This window comes from Haloflavibacter putidus, from assembly GCF_006546625.1.
Lineage (GTDB): Bacteria > Bacteroidota > Bacteroidia > Flavobacteriales > Flavobacteriaceae > Mesonia > Mesonia putida.
Genome location: NZ_VIAR01000011.1, coordinates 60,998 through 78,208, shown reverse-complemented (window position 1 = coordinate 78,208; position 17,211 = coordinate 60,998). Strand labels below are relative to the sequence as shown.

General features: G+C 37.0%; 18 protein-coding genes and 1 tRNA gene. 12 read left to right on the top strand and 7 right to left on the bottom strand.

Annotation, left to right across the window (positions count from 1 at the left end):
• Positions 1 to 32 precede the first annotated feature (32 nt).
• From FKR84_RS10755 to FKR84_RS10725, 7 genes are all read left to right on the top strand, one after another.
• Positions 33 to 752: a cytochrome c3 family protein gene (locus FKR84_RS10755; protein ID WP_141422313.1), complete on the top strand. Its 720-nt coding sequence runs from the start codon at positions 33 to 35 to the stop codon at positions 750 to 752.
• Positions 742 to 1,377, top strand: a complete 636-nt coding sequence (locus tag FKR84_RS10750) for a cytochrome c3 family protein (RefSeq protein WP_141422312.1) — start codon at positions 742 to 744, stop codon at positions 1,375 to 1,377. Before FKR84_RS10755 ends, FKR84_RS10750 begins: the two co-directional genes overlap by 11 nt.
• A gap of 10 nt (positions 1,378 to 1,387) precedes the next feature.
• Positions 1,388 to 2,509 (top strand): 4Fe-4S dicluster domain-containing protein, encoded by a 1,122-nt coding sequence (locus FKR84_RS10745; protein WP_141422311.1) that lies wholly within the window; start codon positions 1,388 to 1,390, stop codon positions 2,507 to 2,509.
• A 71-nt stretch (positions 2,510 to 2,580) separates the two neighbouring features.
• Positions 2,581 to 3,828, top strand: coding sequence for a sulfate reduction electron transfer complex DsrMKJOP subunit DsrP (dsrP, locus tag FKR84_RS10740; RefSeq protein WP_141422310.1), 1,248 nt, complete (start codon positions 2,581 to 2,583; stop codon positions 3,826 to 3,828).
• 200 nt (positions 3,829 to 4,028) lie between these two features.
• Positions 4,029 to 4,622, top strand: a complete 594-nt coding sequence (locus tag FKR84_RS10735; protein ID WP_141422309.1) for a Crp/Fnr family transcriptional regulator — start codon at positions 4,029 to 4,031, stop codon at positions 4,620 to 4,622.
• A 135-nt stretch (positions 4,623 to 4,757) separates the two neighbouring features.
• Positions 4,758 to 5,282, top strand: a complete 525-nt coding sequence (locus FKR84_RS10730; RefSeq protein WP_141422308.1) for a YceI family protein — start codon at positions 4,758 to 4,760, stop codon at positions 5,280 to 5,282.
• A 187-nt stretch (positions 5,283 to 5,469) separates the two neighbouring features.
• Positions 5,470 to 6,348 carry a pirin family protein gene (locus FKR84_RS10725; protein ID WP_141422307.1) on the top strand — a complete coding sequence of 293 codons (879 nt, stop codon included), beginning with the start codon at positions 5,470 to 5,472 and terminating at the stop codon, positions 6,346 to 6,348.
• A gap of 147 nt (positions 6,349 to 6,495) precedes the next feature.
• Here FKR84_RS10725 and FKR84_RS10720 read toward each other — a convergent pair.
• A tRNA-Leu gene (locus FKR84_RS10720) sits at positions 6,496 to 6,577 on the bottom strand.
• Between the two features lie 224 nt (positions 6,578 to 6,801).
• On the opposite strand from FKR84_RS10720, the gene FKR84_RS10715 reads away from it, so the two are divergent.
• The 3 genes from FKR84_RS10715 (at position 6,802) to FKR84_RS10705 (ending at position 9,616) form a co-directional block, all read left to right on the top strand.
• Entirely contained in the window at positions 6,802 to 8,196 is a 1,395-nt protein-coding gene (locus FKR84_RS10715; RefSeq protein WP_141422306.1) for a dipeptidase, read from the top strand.
• Positions 8,197 to 8,643: 447 nt separating this feature from the next.
• The gene (locus FKR84_RS10710; RefSeq protein ID WP_141422305.1) at positions 8,644 to 9,174 is read left to right on the top strand and encodes a sigma-70 family RNA polymerase sigma factor; all 531 of its coding nucleotides are present in this window, start codon (positions 8,644 to 8,646) and stop codon (positions 9,172 to 9,174) included.
• A 70-nt stretch (positions 9,175 to 9,244) separates the two neighbouring features.
• Entirely contained in the window at positions 9,245 to 9,616 is a 372-nt protein-coding gene (locus tag FKR84_RS10705; protein ID WP_141422304.1) for a methylglyoxal synthase, read from the top strand.
• An 18-nt stretch (positions 9,617 to 9,634) separates the two neighbouring features.
• Here FKR84_RS10705 and FKR84_RS10700 read toward each other — a convergent pair whose 3' ends face one another.
• The 5 genes from FKR84_RS10700 to FKR84_RS10680 form a co-directional block, all read right to left on the bottom strand.
• Positions 9,635 to 10,084 carry a VOC family protein gene (locus FKR84_RS10700; protein ID WP_141422303.1) on the bottom strand — a complete coding sequence of 150 codons (450 nt, stop codon included), beginning with the start codon at positions 10,082 to 10,084 and terminating at the stop codon, positions 9,635 to 9,637.
• 121 nt (positions 10,085 to 10,205) lie between these two features.
• The gene (locus FKR84_RS10695; protein ID WP_141422302.1) at positions 10,206 to 11,648 is read right to left on the bottom strand and encodes an SLC13 family permease; all 1,443 of its coding nucleotides are present in this window, start codon (positions 11,646 to 11,648) and stop codon (positions 10,206 to 10,208) included.
• Positions 11,649 to 11,848: 200 nt separating this feature from the next.
• On the bottom strand, positions 11,849 to 12,172 hold the full coding sequence (locus tag FKR84_RS10690; protein WP_141422301.1) for a hypothetical protein: 324 nt from the start codon (positions 12,170 to 12,172) through the stop codon (positions 11,849 to 11,851).
• A gap of 211 nt (positions 12,173 to 12,383) precedes the next feature.
• Positions 12,384 to 13,283: an endonuclease/exonuclease/phosphatase family protein gene (locus tag FKR84_RS10685; protein WP_141422300.1), complete on the bottom strand. Its 900-nt coding sequence runs from the start codon at positions 13,281 to 13,283 to the stop codon at positions 12,384 to 12,386.
• Between the two features lie 5 nt (positions 13,284 to 13,288).
• Positions 13,289 to 13,942, bottom strand: coding sequence for a transposase (locus tag FKR84_RS10680; protein ID WP_141422299.1), 654 nt, complete (start codon positions 13,940 to 13,942; stop codon positions 13,289 to 13,291).
• A gap of 331 nt (positions 13,943 to 14,273) precedes the next feature.
• On the opposite strand from FKR84_RS10680, the gene FKR84_RS10675 reads away from it, so the two are divergent.
• Positions 14,274 to 14,804 (top strand): DUF4494 domain-containing protein, encoded by a 531-nt coding sequence (locus tag FKR84_RS10675; RefSeq protein WP_141422298.1) that lies wholly within the window; start codon positions 14,274 to 14,276, stop codon positions 14,802 to 14,804.
• Between the two features lie 149 nt (positions 14,805 to 14,953).
• Here FKR84_RS10675 and FKR84_RS10670 read toward each other — a convergent pair whose 3' ends face one another.
• The gene (locus tag FKR84_RS10670) at positions 14,954 to 16,108 is read right to left on the bottom strand and encodes a porin (protein WP_141422297.1); all 1,155 of its coding nucleotides are present in this window, start codon (positions 16,106 to 16,108) and stop codon (positions 14,954 to 14,956) included.
• A gap of 620 nt (positions 16,109 to 16,728) precedes the next feature.
• Here FKR84_RS10670 and FKR84_RS10665 point away from each other — a divergent pair.
• Positions 16,729 to 17,145 carry an HYC_CC_PP family protein gene (locus FKR84_RS10665; RefSeq protein WP_141422296.1) on the top strand — a complete coding sequence of 139 codons (417 nt, stop codon included), beginning with the start codon at positions 16,729 to 16,731 and terminating at the stop codon, positions 17,143 to 17,145.
• Positions 17,146 to 17,211: the final 66 nt, after the last annotated feature.

The following is a 17,211-nucleotide window of genomic DNA, read 5'->3' as shown; positions in this document are numbered from 1 at the left end:
TTTTCTGAAGTGCAAGTAGAAAAAGTATAGCTATGAAAAAGCGACTTGGAATCATATCATTTTTTGTGCTCATTTTTATAGCCTTCATTATTGTATGGAACTATAGCTACTGGGAAGGAACCGAAGATGCATACACCCCGCTTATAGAAGCACCTTCAGACTATCATATTCCTAAAGAACGTGGTGTTTTTGATAGGTTTGAAAATGCAGATGCAATGGATTACTTAAAGATGCCAATAGACGAAGAGCATCAACGTTCTTTAGATGAATATTACACCAACAGAGCCTATTTGGGAGCTCCGCCAAGCATTCCGCACCCAGTGAAAAATGAGCGAAGCTTGGGCGGCAACACCTGCATACAATGTCATAAAAAAGGTGGTTTTGTTCCAAAATTTGATGCCTATGCTCCCATCACGCCACATCCGGAAATGATAAACTGCCGGCAATGTCACGTAGCCGAAAAGACCACTAGCACTTTTACATCTTTTGCTTATAGTAAGCCAGAGCCTCCTAAAGTAGGCGAAGGCGCCAATAATGCTTTTCCGGGCGGTCCGCCTATGATTCCACACCAATTGCAAATGCGCGAAAGTTGTATTTCCTGCCACGCAGGTCCTAGTGCTCCCAAAGAGATAAGGACAACCCACCCCAATAGGGTAAACTGCAGACAGTGTCATTTACCAGTAACACCGCAGCAACCCGAAATAAATACAAGCAATTTTCAAAGACAATTCGATAAGCTTTATGAAAAATAAAATCCCATTATATTATTTGATGATTTTTTTGACAGTGGTCTTAAGCTCGTGTAAAAAAGAGGGAGAGTACCATTCAGTTATCGAAAGAATTGAAGCTGAAGAAGTAGAAAAAGATTACCACGGCGATTTGTCTTCGGAAGAATTGTTAAGAGGAACAGAACTTATCAAAATTACCGAAGGAGAATACACCTTTTTAATTCCGGAAAGAAAAAGTCAAATTACATCTTTTGCTTGCATTGAGTGCCATAGCAAACCTTTATCACGAATGAAAAGTGATGTTGGACAGAAAGCACACTGGGATATAAAAATTAATCATGCGCAAACAGAAACTATGGACTGTACTACTTGCCACAGTCCAGATAATATGAACGAGCTAAGAACCTTAACCGATAAAAAAGTAGATTTTAACCTAAGTCATAAGTTATGCGCCCAATGCCATTCCAGTCAGTTTAAAGATTGGAAAGGCGGAGCACATGGAAAAAAAGTAGCGGGTTGGGCGCCTCCAAGGGCTTCCATCACGTGTGTTAATTGTCACAATCCGCACGATCCCGGATTTGACAAAAGATGGCCGGTGCAATACAACACACAAAAGGCCAAAGAACGAAACGAAGGTATAGATCATTAAAGACAAGAAGATGAGCAAAGACAAAAAATGGTATTCTTTAGATATAGGTCTAAATAGAAAAAAAGAAAAATCCGGTTCCTGTGGTTGTGGGAAAACAGAAAACTCTTGCAATAGTAAAAAGGAAGAACTCAGTGCAGACGAGTTTTATGAAGCCGCTATTAACGCATCTATTGGAGAAGAACGACACAGAGACGGTTTTGAACAGGTTTTTGATGTTAAGATGGACCGACGAACAGCATTTAAAAAATTAACGGCTAGCCTACTTATAGGGGCTGGAGCAGTTTCTACCTCTTGTAGTATAACCGCTGGCGAAGAGACAGCAGAAAAAGCCCAAATAGATTGGGAAGAACAGTTTAAAGGAAATTATAAGCTGATGACCGATGAAGAAAAACAAGCTACCATAAATCGGTTAATGCGCTCGTATGAGTTGCGAAATGGCAGGAGTATTAATATGACTGCAGAAAATGCCAAAGAAGATGTACTGTATGGCTATGCGTTTAACATTTCGAAATGTCAAGGGTATATGAATTGCGTAACGGCCTGTGTAGAAGAAAACAATCAGGATCGCGATTCGGAGATGCAATATATCCGCATTCATGAGATGAAAGACGGCAAAGGCTTTAAATTTGATGAAGCCGATGATAATTACTACCACGAAGTTCCTGCAGAAGGCCATTTTTATATGGGTACTCAATGTTTTCATTGCGATGATCCGCCTTGTGTTGATGTTTGCCCAGTGCAAGCCACATGGAAAGAAGAAGATGGATTGGTAGTGGTTGATTACGATTGGTGTGTTGGTTGTCGTTACTGTATGGCCGCTTGCCCTTATGACGGCAGACGTTTTAATTGGAGCAAACCAACGGTGCCGGAAAATGAGGTTAATAAAAACCAACATTATTTGGGAAATAGGATGCGCAAAAAAGGCGTCGTGGAAAAATGTACTTTTTGTGTACAACGTTCCCGAAAAGGCAAAAACCCGGCTTGTGTAGAAGCCTGCCCTACCGGTGCGAGAATTTTTGGAAACCTTTTAGACCCCAACAGTCCCATTAGATGGGTGTTGGAAAACAAAAAAGTATTTAGACTGAAAGAAGACTTGGGAACCGAACCAAAGTTCTGGTACTTTATGGATTAGCATGTTACCAATCTCTATTATTTCAGTAAAGAAAATAGCAATACCAATCATTTGATTTAAAACGAAAAAAAATGAGTCAGTTTAAAGTTTTTAAAAGTATGGTATCTGATAGTTTGGATACCATTACCAAAGGTTCTTTAAAGTACCACATTTGGATGGGTGCCTTAACCTTAATTATGTTGATTGGGATGTATTGCTATACCATTCAATTAGATGAAGGCTTAAGCGCAACCGGCTTGACAGACCGGGTAAGCTGGGGGCTTTATATTTCAAATTTCACTTTCTTGGTTGGCGTTGCCGCCGCCGCGGTTATGTTGGTTATGCCCACGTATGTATTGAAAGATATCGACTTTAAACAAGCCGTCTTAATTGGCGAAGGTCTTGCCGTGGCCGCATTGGTAATGTGTTTGGCTTTTGTAGTGGCAGATATGGGCGGCCCATCGGTACTTTGGCATATGATCCCGGGGATTGGTGTTTTTAATTTTCCAAATTCTATGCTTACTTGGGACGTAATTGTGTTAAATGGCTATCTCTTTATCAACATTACCATTCCGCTTTATATTCTTTTTAGACATTATCAAGGCAAAGAAGCAAAAAGCAAGATTTACGTTCCGGGCGCTATTTTATCAGTATTTTGGGCGGTTGCCATTCACTTGGTTACAGCTTTCCTTTACCAAGGTTTACAAGCGCGACCTTTCTGGAACAATGCTTTGTTGGGGCCACGATTCCTCGCTTCGGCTTTCGCAGCGGGACCGGCACTAATTATATTGGTTCTGGCAGTAATTAAGAATTTTACGGCATTTGAAGTAAAAGACAAAACCATCAAAAAAATAGCAATGATCGTAACCGTTGCAGCCCAAATCAATTTGATTATGTTGGTTTCGGAATTATTTAAAGAATTTTACGCCCCAACTCACCATAGCGAAAGTGCCTACTATCTATTCTTTGGTTTACACGGAAAAGATGCATTATTACCCTGGATATGGACTGCCATTCCGTTGAATGTGATTGCTACGGTTATCTTGACTTTTGGAAAATTCAGAAATAACTTTAAAATACTTTATGCTTGCTGCTTGATGCTTTTTGTGGCGATTTGGATTGAAAAAGGCTTCGGACTCATCGTTCCCGGTTTTATTCCGGGCCCTTATGGAGTAATAGCAGAATATCTGCCAACAGGAGTTGAAATTGGCGTTACCATAGGCATTTGGGCAATGGGAGCTTTTATCTTTACCATCTTGGCAAAAACCGCGATTGGAATTGAAACAGGAGAATTGCGGTATAAAAAGAAAAAAACTTATAATAAAAAACATCTTCATTAACCTATATTTCGACAAAAGATGTTGATATAAAAAAATACTTATAAACCAATGCAAAGTACTTTTATTGATACAATTAAACGACAGTAAAACCACCTTGCTTGAAAAAATTTTGGTTTTCTTAAAACTGATTCTGTTCTCAATTTATTTCTAAAAATGTAAATTTGAAAATATACAATCTAATGTAAGATTATCAAATATAAATGAACAGCCCAAAACTAAAATTATTTTTAACCTCAAATCTCGACATTGAAGAGGGTGATATCCTTTCCATACTTAAAAGCTGCCAGGTAAAAAATGTGAAAAAAGACGAGTTTTTATTACGAGAGAACGAGCATTGCAAGCATTCATTTTTTGTGGAAAGCGGACTTATAAGACAATATTCCATAGACGAAAAAGGAAAAGAGCACACCATATCATTTGCCCCTGAAAATTGGTTTGTGAGTGATAGGGAAAGCGTATATTTTGATGAGGCTTCCGCTTATTACATTCAGGCACTGGAAGATAGCGAGGTTGTTTTGATTGATGAAGATTTTTTTCAGAGCCTTTCCGAAGAAATTCCTTCGTTTACAGATTTCAATAACAAACTGCTCCACAATCATATTCGGCACCTACAGAAGCGGATCAATATGTTATTAAGTGCCAATGCAGAACAGCGTTATCTCGAGTTTGTGGCGATGTACCCCGATATATCACTACGCGTACCACAGACTATGATCGCTTCTTATCTTGGCATTACACCAGAGAGTTTAAGCCGTGTTCGCAAGAAATTGGCACACAAAAACTTTAAAAAATAGTTTTTGAATTTTAGATGAATTCTTCTAAATCCTAACTTCCAACTTCCGGTTTCTTATCCTACATCAATGCACAGTAACATACTGTCGCGTAGCTTTGTATCAAATTAAATGTATATCCCATAAAAACATAAAGAAATGGAAACAGCAGTAAAAACAAACTGGAAATTAGACCCAACGCATTCTGAAATCGAATTCAAAGTAAAACATATGATGATTTCTACAGTGTCAGGAAGTTTCGCTGAATTTGACGGAGAAATTGAAGCAGCAGACGATTCTTTTAAAGATGCTAAATTTAAGTTTAACGCAAAAATTGATTCCATCAGCACAAAAAATGAAGAAAGAGACACGCACTTAAAATCTGAAGACTTTTTTAGTGCCGAAAAATACCCTCATCTTACTTTTGAATCAAAATCTTTCGACGGAGAAAAAATGGTTGGCAATATGACCATTAAAGATGTAACCAAAGAAGTTATCCTTGATGTAGATTTCAACGGAATTGCCGATGATCAATACGGTCAAACCAAAGCAGGTTTCGAAGCTACTGGTAAAATCAATAGAAAAGATTTCGGCTTAAACTGGAGCGCTGTAACCGAAGCAGGTAATGTGGTGGTTAGCGATAAAGTAAAATTGGTAGCCAATCTTCAGTTTACAAAGCAATAAAAACAGGCTAAGATTCTTGTAATCAATCCATAAAATCCTGAAATGTGCTTGTTTTACCCTACCCGCTGTGGCGGGAATCTAGTTCATTTCAGGTCTTTTTACCCTTTAATTCTCAAATTTTAAGATAGCAATGAAGCTTAACCTCTTTATTATTTTCTGAGGAATATTATATAAAAACATGCAGAAAATGAAAACAAAAACAGTAGAATTAGTAGCAAGTCCGCGGGAACCGCATTTTGTTGGTGATGGTTTTCGGGTGCATAATTTTATACCAACCGGCTATCGAATGGACATGCAACGCATGAGTCCATTTTTAATGTTGGACTATAATTCCACCTATAATTTCCCACCCTCAGATAAACCTAGGGGAGTTGGTGTTCATCCGCACAAGGGTTTTGAGACCGTAACCATAGCCTACAAAGGCAAAGTTGCGCATCACGACAATAGCGGTGGTGGTGGCGTAATTGGTGAAGGCGATGTGCAATGGATGACCGCAGCCAAAGGAATTTTGCACAAAGAATACCACGAAACCGAATGGAGTAAAAAAGGCGGCGACTTCCAAATGGTGCAGCTTTGGATTAACCTGCCCGCTAAAGACAAAAAGAAGGATCCTAAATATCAGGCGATAAAAAACAAAGATATCAATCGGTATGAACTGCCGGATAATGCCGGGCATATTGAAGTGATTGCCGGAGAATATAGAAGCACCAATGGTTCTGCCTCCACATTTACACCCATTAATTTATTCAATGCCAAATTGAAAAAAGGCGGAAAAGCAGATTTTCAATTTCCGGCAGACTACAACACCACACTTCTGGTTTTAGAAGGAAATATTATGGTTAATGGGAAAGAAGAAGCCCCCACAGACCACTTAGCCTTAATGGCGAATGACGGCGAAACTTTTGAAATAGAAGCCATCGATGATGCTTTAGTATTGGTTTTAAGTGGCGAACCAATTAACGAGCCAATTGCTGCACAAGGTCCATTCGTTATGAACACGCGGGAAGAATTGCTGCAAGCTTTTAACGATTTTAATATTGGAAAATTCGGGTATTTAGAGGATTAATATAATTATATGAAAGCAGCCGTTATAAATAAATTAGGAGATACCCCAAAATACAAAGATTTTCCCGAGCCAAAAATTTAGAATAATGACCAATTATGTTGTACCAAAACAAAAAAGCCGACTCTTTCAAGTCGGCTTATCCTTTTGTGCGGGCGGAGAGACTCGAACTCTCACGCCGTGAAGCACTAGATCCTAAGTCTAGCGTGTCTACCAATTCCACCACGCCCGCATTGTTTGGGTTGTTTTTTTAGCGTGTCTGCCTTTCGGCGGAAGCAAACTAAAAAGTATAATATTTTAAGAACTTATAATTCCGTAAAGTCAAACAAATAATTTATTTGCCTAAGCGGGTGCAAATATAAATAAAGAATCTAATTTTCAAGCAAAGTTTTTTAAAAATATTTCAGTTTCTGCAATCTTGTCTGTATCTTGAGCATCCAAATTAAATTAGCTTATATGAACGCAAGTAAATCCTATATCAATCAACATAAAGATCGTTTTCTTAACGAATTGATTGAACTTCTTAAAATCCCTTCGGTAAGTGCAGATCCTGCTTATAAAGAAGATATGTTTAAAGCTGCCGAAGCGGTAAAAAACAGCTTAAGCCACGCCGGTTGCACTCACGCAGAAGTTTGTGAGACTCCCGGTTATCCTGTGGTTTACGGAGAACGCATTATTGACGAAAAACTGCCAACTGTTTTGGTGTACGGACATTATGATGTGCAACCGCCAGACCCAATTAATTTGTGGGATTCTCCCCCATTTGAACCGGTTATTAAAAAAACAGATATTCATCCCGAAGGCGCAATTTTTGCCCGCGGAGCTTGCGATGATAAGGGGCAAATGTATATGCACGTGAAAGCTTTAGAATATATGGTGAAAAATGACGATTTGCCGTGTAATGTAAAGTTTATGATTGAAGGCGAAGAAGAAGTAGGGAGCGAGAACTTAGGTTGGTTTATTAAACGTAATCAGGAAAAATTAAAAAACGATGTTATTTTAATTTCCGATACCGGGATGATTGCAAAAGACGTGCCTTCTATAACAACCGGTTTACGGGGTTTAAGCTATGTAGAAGTAGAAGTTACCAGTCCTAATCGGGATTTACATTCCGGTCTTTATGGCGGCGCGGTTGCCAATCCGATTAATGTTTTGACGAAGATGATTGCATCGCTTCACGATGAAAATAAGCACATTACTATTCCGGGATTTTATGATAAAGTAGAAGAACTCTCTCAAAAAGAACGCAAAAAAATGGGCGAAGCTCCTTTTGATGTTGAAGCGTATAAAAAAGCTTTAGACCTTAAAGACGTGTACGGAGAAGAAGGTTATACTACCAATGAGCGTAACTCGATACGCCCAACCTTAGATGTAAATGGTATTTGGGGCGGTTATATTGGCGAAGGAGCCAAAACGGTTATCCCAAGCAAGGCTTTTGCCAAAATATCTATGCGTTTGGTACCCAACCAAAATTGGGAAGAAATTACAGACTTGTTTCAAAAACATTTTGAAAGTATTGCTCCAGACGCTGTAAGCGTTAAGGTAACTCCGCATCACGGCGGTCAAGCCTATGTAACGCCAATAGACGGTCTAGAGTACCAAGCTGCCAACGATGCTTATAAAGAAGTTTTTGGCAAAGAGCCAATTCCGCAACGTAGCGGCGGCAGTATTCCTATTGTAGCAATGTTTGAAAAAGAATTACAAAGCAAAACCATTTTAATGGGTTTTGGTTTAGACAGCGATGCCATCCACTCCCCCAACGAGAATTTTGGCGTATGGAATTATTTAAAAGGTATTGAAACCATTCCGTTTTTTTATAAGCATTTTACTAAGTTAAAACAAGAAGAATAGTAGTAAAGGTATTTTTACTGATTTTTGGCAGCGGGACGACTAACATTGGTATAAAAAATAGGTCTCTAACCTCATCCCCGACCCTTCGCTAAGGGCAAGGAAAGCGGTGGGAATAGTTCTTTTGACAAATGTCCTTTGATTACTTTCCTGCTGACATTTGGCAGACTTGTTGAAATTTTTTAAAAAAACTCAAAATTCGTGTATCTTTTTAGGGAATTTTGCATCTACCTAATGAACCTAAAAAATAAATGATTATGAATAGTTGTCAATGTACCAATTGCGAATGTAATAAATGTGACTGCGTAAATTGTAAAGCAAACGCTTGTCCTTGCGATAGTTGCAACTGCAGCAAATGCGATTGTTGCTAAAAAATAAAGCTGTTTTTAAAGCGTAATTTCCTTGTAGAAAGTGCGTTTTAGAAACAGCTTTTTTAACTATAAGTAAATTATGCAAACCAGCACTTTATGGAATAATTATGCAGAAGTTTATTATTTCTTTATTCTGAAAAGAGTAGGAAATCAAGATACGGCTAAGGAAGTATTACAAAACGCTTTTTTAAAAATTCATCAAAAACTCTCGCAGTTAAACGATTCCGAAAAGGCAAAAGAATGGGGATTTCAAATTGTGCGAAATGAATTAAACCAACACTTTCGGGAGAATGCTAAAATGCATCCTACAGAAGAATTTCAGCAGCTAAGCAACGCCCCAAACTTGGAAAATGTTTGCTGTTTTGATCGTTTTATTCAAGAATTACCAGAAAAATACCGAGAGGTTATTCAGTTAGTATATTTACAAGGTAAAAAACAAAAGGAAGTCGCTGAAAAGCTAAATATAAGTCTGGTAAACGTAAAAGCGCGCATCAGGCGTGCAAAAACCATTTTACACGAAGATTTTAAGCGGTGCTGCCAATTTGAAACCGATAAAAACGGTAAATTAGTGGGTAGCCCAAATTGCGCTTATTGCGAAAAAAACACTTAGTTTTTTACAAATACTATTCTAAAAGTATTAAAAAAGAATTGTAGTTTTGGAGCAAGAAAGCAGGATAACTATGGAAATTGCAATAATTGCACACGACGGTAAAAAAGCAGAAATGGTTCAATTTTTAAACGAACATGCCAATTTTTTTCATCAAAAACATATAGAATTAGTTGCCACAGGAACTACCGGCAGCAAGGTAGAACGTGCGGGTTTTAAGGTAACTTCTTTTCTCTCGGGCCCTATTGGTGGCGATGCTCAAATTGCCGGCCGCGTGGCAGAAGGCAAATGCAAGATGGTATTATTTTTTAGAGATCCTTTAGAAAAACACCCACACGAGCCCGACGTTTTAATGCTTTTACGTATTTGCGATGTGCACGATGTACCTTTAGCTTCTAACCCTGCATCGGCGGTTTTATTGATAAAAGGACTTTCGGGCTCTTAGTGGTTCAAAATTCAGTATTTATTTAGTTGTTTTTCCGCCCATTTCCGTAAATACTTTATCTACCGGCTCCCAAAGTTCTATTTTATTACCTTCAGCATCCATAATATGTACAAACTTTCCGTAATCAAAACTTTCAATATCGTCTAAAATTGTTACGCCATTTTCTTTTAGCTTTTCGATTAAGCCCTCGATATTTTGAACTCTATAATTAATCATAAATTCCTTTTCGGAAGGAGAGAAATACTCGCTGCCTTTTTCAAACGGACTCCATTGCGCATAGTTAATTTCATCCGGTCGATTGGCATTTCTGAATTCGAAAGTAGAACCGTAAGGATTCACTTCCAAGCCTAAGTTTTGACTATACCATTCTTTTATTTTTTCAGGGTTTTCCGAAAAAAAGAAAATGCCGCCTAAGCCGGTTACTTTTGGGGGTAGTTTTGATTCGCCTTTATTTTTATTTTCTGCCATTGCGTGATTTTTAAGAAAAGCAATTTATTAAAATACCTGCACAAGCCATTTAAAATTTATAGTTTTTTTTGTCTACCACACCTTTCCTTTTTTTTTATTTCTGAAACTTTTTAAACATCTTTTATAAAGTAAATAACTGAAGTACAAGAAGCCAGAAAATTACAATTATTGGCCCCAATAAACCTATTAAAATACCACCAAACCTAAAATCTGATTGTTCTAATTTCCCGGTACTAAAAGCAATAGCATTAGGTGGCGTTGATACAGGCAGCAACAAGGCGCACGAAGCCGTTAAGGCAATAATTAAAGGTAAAATTTTATCGGAAATATTTGGTAAAGTTGCAGTCACAGAAAGTGCCAAAGGAACCATAATAGTTGTGGTAGCCGTGTTGCTCATAAAGTTGGAGAAAACAACACTAATAATCGCAAAAACAAAGAGCAATACGTAATAGTTTAGAGACGCTAAATTAATAAAGCTGATAAAATAATCTGTAAGACCTTGTTGTTGTACAGCAATACCAAGAGCCAGCCCCCCGGCAACAAGCATTAAAGTATCCCAGGGAAGTTTTCGCATATCATCGGCATCTAGAATTCTAAACATGGTTAGACCAACAATGGGTATACCGGAAACAGCAGCAACAGGAATGCCAGACCACTGCGAGGTTAACCAGAAAAGCAAACTGGTTAAGATGATTATGATGGTGATTCTGGTTTGTAATTTTGTAATCTCATTATCTTTATTCTCAATTTTTAATTGCTCGTTTGTTAAAAAATCGAGCGACAAACGGTTGGTTTTAATTTTATATTTTTGAAGTAAAGCTTGCCAGAAAAACAGTATTAATACTATTGCAACCGGGATACCAAACATCATCCACTCCAAAAAGCTAATCCGGATACCAATACCATCTAAGGCACCCACGGCAATTGCATTGGGTGCCGAGCCAATAACTGTACCCATCCCACCAATAGCAGCAGCGGTAGGAATTCCAATTATCAAGGCTTTCGTAAGCGGGGCTTTATCGCCGAGTTTATAAATAATAGGTGAAATGCTAGCAATCATCATTGCCGTTGTAGCTGTGTTACTCATTAGCATAGAAAGAAATGCAGTAATTAACATTAAACCCAGTAAAATATTTTTTGACTTGCTCCCAAAAAACGGCAATGAAAATTTCAGTAAAGCAACATCAAGCACTGTCTTCTTCATGGCTTCAGCAATAAAAAAACCTCCTAAAAAAAGCCAAATTACAGAGTCGGACCAGGTTTGTATGTATTGTTTAACATTTTCCGGCTCTAAACTACTCATTGTAAAAACCAGATACCCAATAATGAGAATACCTACCGCAAATGGCGGTATAGCTTCTGTAACCCATAGACCGATTGCAAAAATCAATATAAATAAAACGGTACTTTGTGCTTCGGTTAAAGCATCTCTAAAAATAAAATGGTTTAGCGCTAAAGCAACGATAAACGAAACAATAAATTGAATTGTCCTGCTTTTCCAATTAATGCTTTCATTAATTTTATTAAAAAATTTTCTTGAGTAGGATCTAGAATCTTGTTGCATCTTTAATTTAATTATTGTCGAAGTTAGTTTAATAATCGCTTAGAAAAAATGACGAATGCTAGTATTTCAAAATAAAACACTGTAAGAACTTTCAATAAAAAAACTATTATTGATTTGGCGTTCTAAACTGCTATTTCTCTAGTTTTCTACTTCCCACATTTTAAAAGTTTAAGCCCGTCGGCTTTATAAATACTAAATTTTCACTGACGGGCATTCCCGAATGGTTTTGTTTTAATACGCTTGTTGTTAAAGTCGAAGGCATCTATTCGTAAATAACCCCAGTCTTTTATGTGCACAAATTCTTCCCGTTGGGCGGAATAAAGGAAATAGGTTTTGTAGCAAGGTTTCCCACAATCTACCGGAATTCTAAAATTCAAATGTCCGTCCATATTATAGTCGAAAAACTCAAAATTGATCTCCCTAAAATCAATTTTATCTTCTATATTTTTTAATTTCTGAAGAAATTTATTCTTTCCATAAATTTTTAAAACTACTATACCCCTATATCTCCAAGGTTCTCGCAATAAGTTAATTTTTCATCCCACAGTACTTCCAGTTTAATTTCGTTTACCCAGGTGCAGGATTCTATAATTGTAATATTTCTAAAATCAAAATTTTTCGCCCTCTGCCAAGTACCTGAATTTTGCGCAGAAATTGGTAATAAGTTGTCTATAATGGCGAGAAAGAAGAAAAGTAAGGTTTGCGATTTCATACTATTGTAGGATGCGTAGAACGTTAATTTAACTGAAATTCTAAAAATACCGGTAAGTGGTCGGATAAGGCGCGAATGTTTTGCAAGTTGCCGCAATTTTCTACTAAATCTATACTAGCTGCTTTGATTTTTTTAATGCCGGAGGTGTAAAAAATATTATCTATAGAGTGGTTGCGGTAATTTCCGTTTTTGCACTTCCATTTAAGGGTAGTCGGGTTTTTACTAATTGCTGCCTGAAAATCTTTTTTATAAAACGAATTCCATACCGTATGCCGTTCGGTGAGGTTAAAATCGCCTACCAGCACAACGGCCTTTGATGCTAAGCGTTCTTGGTAATTGCTCATGCGTTTGATTTCGCGCTCTGGTTGGTCGTTGTACTTGCGGGCGTGAAAATTAATTACATAAAACGCTTTCGCGGATTTTTTCGTTTCAAAATACCCGATAAAAGGTTCGCGATAGACTTTATCTTTTAATTCTTGATCTAATTTTGCTTTTCCTAATATCTTTAGTTTAGCAGTTTTCCATAAAAAAGCATAGCGCTCACTAATGTAAGCCGACGGACTTTTGGTTGGGTTGCTCACTTGATAATCCCATTTGGTTCCGGTTCTATTCAATTCGTCTGCTAATCGTGCAACGGCTTGTGCCCCAGCCGGATCTTTCGCCACCACCTCTTGCACCGCTACTAAATCGGCATTACGTAATACTTGCGTCATTTGCTTAATCTCTGCATCAGATTTTGAGCGACCCAGGTTTTGAATATTCCAAGTGATAAGTCGTAGTCCGTTTGTGTTTTTAAGCCTTTTAACCTCAGCTAAGCTTAGCGTCCCCTCGCCCGGCTGCGTGCGTGTGGGTTGTTGGCTATAGGCAGAAAAGCTCAGGCTTATGCTTAGTAAAAAAAGAAGAAATTTATTAATCACAGGCATATATTTTAAGTTTTGAATTTATCGGCTTCCCATTTTGCCGGATTATTAATAATATAATTCGCTATGTTATAATGAGCCTTTTCATTTCTAATAATATGATCCCAATAATTGCGCTGCCAGATAGATTTTGATAGATCGATCGCCGGAAGGGCGGATTTATCCGTCGGGGCGAATTCTTCGGTTGGGGCGAATTGCAATTCGCCCGTTCTGGAATTGAATCTCCCCATTCTGGAATCGGATTTTCCGGTTGGGGCGAATTGCAATTCGCCCGTTCTGTATAGGGATTTGATCTTTTTTGTGGTTGCGCCCTTGTAGCCTCTTATAATTGCGCCTAAGCTCTGCGATGGCGATTTAAATTCCCCTATCGTTTCAGATGGTTTTATGGTATAATCTATAGATATAATCGCGTGAAAATGATTTGGCATGATTATAAAAGGTCCTAAGCTGCAGTTTTTTCTTATTTCTGCTGTATTGCGCCATTCTTGCTCTGCAATTCTTCCCAATAAATTCAAATGCATTTTTCCTTCGTGTATGCCGCCAAATATAGCTTTTCTGTTTTGCACACATAAAGTCACAAAATACAATCCCGCTTGTGCGTAATCATATCCTTTTAAACGGATTGATTTACGGTTGTGTTTTTTCGGATTGTATGCATTCATTTATTTAATTTAAAAAATAGCAATATGTTCAAAGATTTTAACCATCTTTCCTTTTAACTAAGTTAATAAATTTTTAAAGTTGCCTACCTACTATTTTTTTTGAAGTATTACCAAAAAACAATACTTCGTAAGATTAGGAAAAAATAATTATTTTTACTTTACGGAAAGGATAATGAATAAATTTACCAAGTATTATTCAGATTAACGTTAGCATTATTTTGTAGCACGCTTGCTAATTCTACTAAAAATTCAAATTTGTGAATATTTATTTTTAATTTGGAGTTCTAGATATGCTATAAATTCTATTTTTGGCCTCCTAAAAAAATTAGATATGAGCGCAACTTGGTATGAATGTAAGGTGAAATACAAAAAAACACACGACACAGGCGAACAGAAAATGACTACCGACACCTATCTTTTGGATGCGGTATCCTATACCGAAGCAGAAGCCAGAATTAGCGAAGAGATAAAGGCTTACACCAGTGAGGAATTTAGAATTATGAACATAAAATTGGCCAACTTTGCAGAAGTACATCCTTTTGAAAATTCCGATAGGTGGTTTAAAGCAAAAGTTTCTTTAGTAGCAGTTGATGAAGAAAGCGGCAAAGAGAAAAAAACCAATATTTATCTCTTGGTGCAAGCCAATGATGTAAAAGAAGCCTATGAAAATACTACCACAGCTATGGCAGGCACAATGGGAGATTATACAATTCCTTCTATTACCGAATCGCCAATCTTAGACGTTTTTCCTTATTTTACGGGAGAAGAAGAGCAATTGGAGAAATTTAATGTTTTAGAAACAGAAAAAGAGGTGAATCAAATGGAAGAGAAGGAAGTGAAAGAGGTAAAAGAGGTAAATTAAAATGCGGTAATTATTTTTTCTTCCCGCTATTGGTAGAAGCTTGTGGAAATTAAATGTCTTAGATTTTACTTACAACTACAGGGTTATAGCGAGAAAACATTCCGTAAAGAAAACACTATAAGGGTAGATTTTAAAAGTCTGCCCTTTTTTTACAATAACCTAAGTGGCGTGATAAAACCAATTCTCACTTCGTTTTTGTTATAATTAGAAGCGTTAAAATTTTCTATAGCATAGGTGGAATAGTCATAATACCTACCAATATAAGCTAGAAAAAAGCGCAGATCTAAATCTTTAAACGGACTATAATACAGCGTAGGAATCGCGCCATAACTGGTTCTTAAATGGTCGTCGCTGGTTTTCACATTGCCGTAAGCACTACTAGTCATTAGGGTTAACAGAGCTGTGAATTTTGAATTACACCTATATTCTGCTCTCAACCAATTTTCTATATACCTAACATTTTCTGCCACCCTATCTACCGCAAAAATATTGGTTGCAATTCCCTTTGTATCTATTTCCTCATAGCTGTAGTCAAAATCGTACATTAGCGTCAGGTTTTTGTTTTGGTATTTATGGCCTAGTGTAAAAAAATAGGTTCCTCTCTTTTTTACTTGATTAGAATAACTAACACTATAATTTGTTCCGAACGTATCGTTAAAAAAGTTTCCCCGCCAATTTACAACAACTGCCACCGGCCAATCCGGCTCTTGAATATTTTGGGCAGCAACATTTCCGTAAAGATCATCGTAATGCATTGTACGGGAGTTTAATACTTGCAGGCCAAATTGCTGTTTTTCAAAAGCTTGAAACTTTATTCCGGCACCGGTAACATACGCCAAAGCATTGCTATGAATATCGTTATATTCTAAAACATCCATCGCACTAAATTCGTATTCGTAACCGCCGTAAAACGCATGCATTTTCCCCAATAAAACATTCAGATCCGGACTGGCTTCAACATTAATGTAAGCCAACTCGATATTACTGCCCAATTGATCTAGCGTTTGTACATCACTACCTTTATTAAACCTGTTTCTAAATTTAAAATCTACTTTTTCGTGCACTTGCGCTGAAATACCAAGCGCCGTATGACCGTTCTGAAACTGTACCCCATTATAATATTGGTCGCCTCCCCTAAAAGTATAGGCGCGCAAGCCCATTCGCATATCAAAAGTGATGTTTATATTTTTTAATAGTCCGGTCTTTTCTATGGGAATAATTGGTTGCGGCACACTGTCTCTTTGTTGCGAGAACGCGACTAGAGAAATTATTAAAAGTAAACCGGTCAAAAATAATTTTATCATAAAGTGATAGTCTTTTAACAGTGGCTGCAATGATTGGCAGATGGGATTGTTACTTCTATTAATTCCTAAAACAACAAGCTTCTCTACAACTGCATTATAAAGATAATAAACTTTTGGTTGTGTTAACCCAACTAAAGATTCTTATTGACTTAGTTGTACATTAAAGAATAAAATACACTCAATAGTTATTATTGCATACTTAAAACTTCAAGACTAATTATTTTGGCATCTTTTCTGAAGTTGATTTGGCTTTCCCTCTGTTTACAATTAAAATTGTGACAGAATTTTAATTATTATGATAAAAAAAATTGCTTATTTTTAATTGTATAATCTATAAATCGAATAATTATGTTAGGAATTTGGCTTTCAAAAAAGGGTAAATCAAAGACATTGCAATATGTTCTAATTGCTTCTTTATTATTGCTGGGAATTGGAATCGCCCTACTCTAATTATCTTATGCAAATTGAAAAAAGGAAATATCTTTAAAGTAGTTTAGCTTAGTTAAAGTTTCTTTCCAGTCGTCACCAGAGAATTTATTTAATACAAAACTACCAGAAAAACTAACTATTCGATAAGGCTTTTTATGCGATAATAATTTTTTCTTTATCTTTGCAAGTATATGAAATCTCTATTTCACAAAATAGTATCTATATTTTTAGCAAGTTTGGTTTTTATTGCCACTACTTCGTTTACCGTAAATGTACACTTTTGCGGCGATACTTTAGTTGATTTTTCGATATTTCACGATGTTGAAACCTGTGGAATGGAGCAACAGCAACCTGACGAAAGTTGTGCTGTTCATCCAGATAAAGACAATTGTTGTTCTGACAAACAATTGGTGGTAGATGGGCAAGACGATATCAAATCTTCCGTTAACAAATTAACTTTTGAGCAACAAAGCTTTGTTGCTGCTTTTTTCTACACCTACCATAATCTTTTTGACGGTTTAGATAATAATATCGTTCCGTTTAAAGATTATAATCCTCCCTATCTCATACGGGATTTCCAAAAAATACACGAGACTTACTTAATTTGATTTTAAACAGTTCCCAGTCCCAATAATTACCGGGAAAGGGATAAATAACCCTATGGTTAATTCCAT

Coding starts and splice junctions, on each gene's coding strand:
- FKR84_RS10755 (WP_141422313.1), top strand. CDS start 33: ATGAAAAAGCGACTTGGAATCATATCATTTTTTGTGCTCATTTTTATA.
- FKR84_RS10750 (WP_141422312.1), top strand. CDS start 742: ATGAAAAATAAAATCCCATTATATTATTTGATGATTTTTTTGACAGTG.
- FKR84_RS10745 (WP_141422311.1), top strand. CDS start 1,388: ATGAGCAAAGACAAAAAATGGTATTCTTTAGATATAGGTCTAAATAGA.
- dsrP (WP_141422310.1), top strand. CDS start 2,581: ATGAGTCAGTTTAAAGTTTTTAAAAGTATGGTATCTGATAGTTTGGAT.
- FKR84_RS10735 (WP_141422309.1), top strand. CDS start 4,029: ATGAACAGCCCAAAACTAAAATTATTTTTAACCTCAAATCTCGACATT.
- FKR84_RS10730 (WP_141422308.1), top strand. CDS start 4,758: ATGGAAACAGCAGTAAAAACAAACTGGAAATTAGACCCAACGCATTCT.
- FKR84_RS10725 (WP_141422307.1), top strand. CDS start 5,470: ATGAAAACAAAAACAGTAGAATTAGTAGCAAGTCCGCGGGAACCGCAT.
- FKR84_RS10715 (WP_141422306.1), top strand. CDS start 6,802: ATGAACGCAAGTAAATCCTATATCAATCAACATAAAGATCGTTTTCTT.
- FKR84_RS10710 (WP_141422305.1), top strand. CDS start 8,644: ATGCAAACCAGCACTTTATGGAATAATTATGCAGAAGTTTATTATTTC.
- FKR84_RS10705 (WP_141422304.1), top strand. CDS start 9,245: ATGGAAATTGCAATAATTGCACACGACGGTAAAAAAGCAGAAATGGTT.
- FKR84_RS10700 (WP_141422303.1), bottom strand. CDS start 10,084: ATGGCAGAAAATAAAAATAAAGGCGAATCAAAACTACCCCCAAAAGTA.
- FKR84_RS10695 (WP_141422302.1), bottom strand. CDS start 11,648: ATGCAACAAGATTCTAGATCCTACTCAAGAAAATTTTTTAATAAAATT.
- FKR84_RS10685 (WP_141422300.1), bottom strand. CDS start 13,283: ATGCCTGTGATTAATAAATTTCTTCTTTTTTTACTAAGCATAAGCCTG.
- FKR84_RS10680 (WP_141422299.1), bottom strand. CDS start 13,942: ATGAATGCATACAATCCGAAAAAACACAACCGTAAATCAATCCGTTTA.
- FKR84_RS10675 (WP_141422298.1), top strand. CDS start 14,274: ATGAGCGCAACTTGGTATGAATGTAAGGTGAAATACAAAAAAACACAC.
- FKR84_RS10670 (WP_141422297.1), bottom strand. CDS start 16,108: ATGATAAAATTATTTTTGACCGGTTTACTTTTAATAATTTCTCTAGTC.
- FKR84_RS10665 (WP_141422296.1), top strand. CDS start 16,729: ATGAAATCTCTATTTCACAAAATAGTATCTATATTTTTAGCAAGTTTG.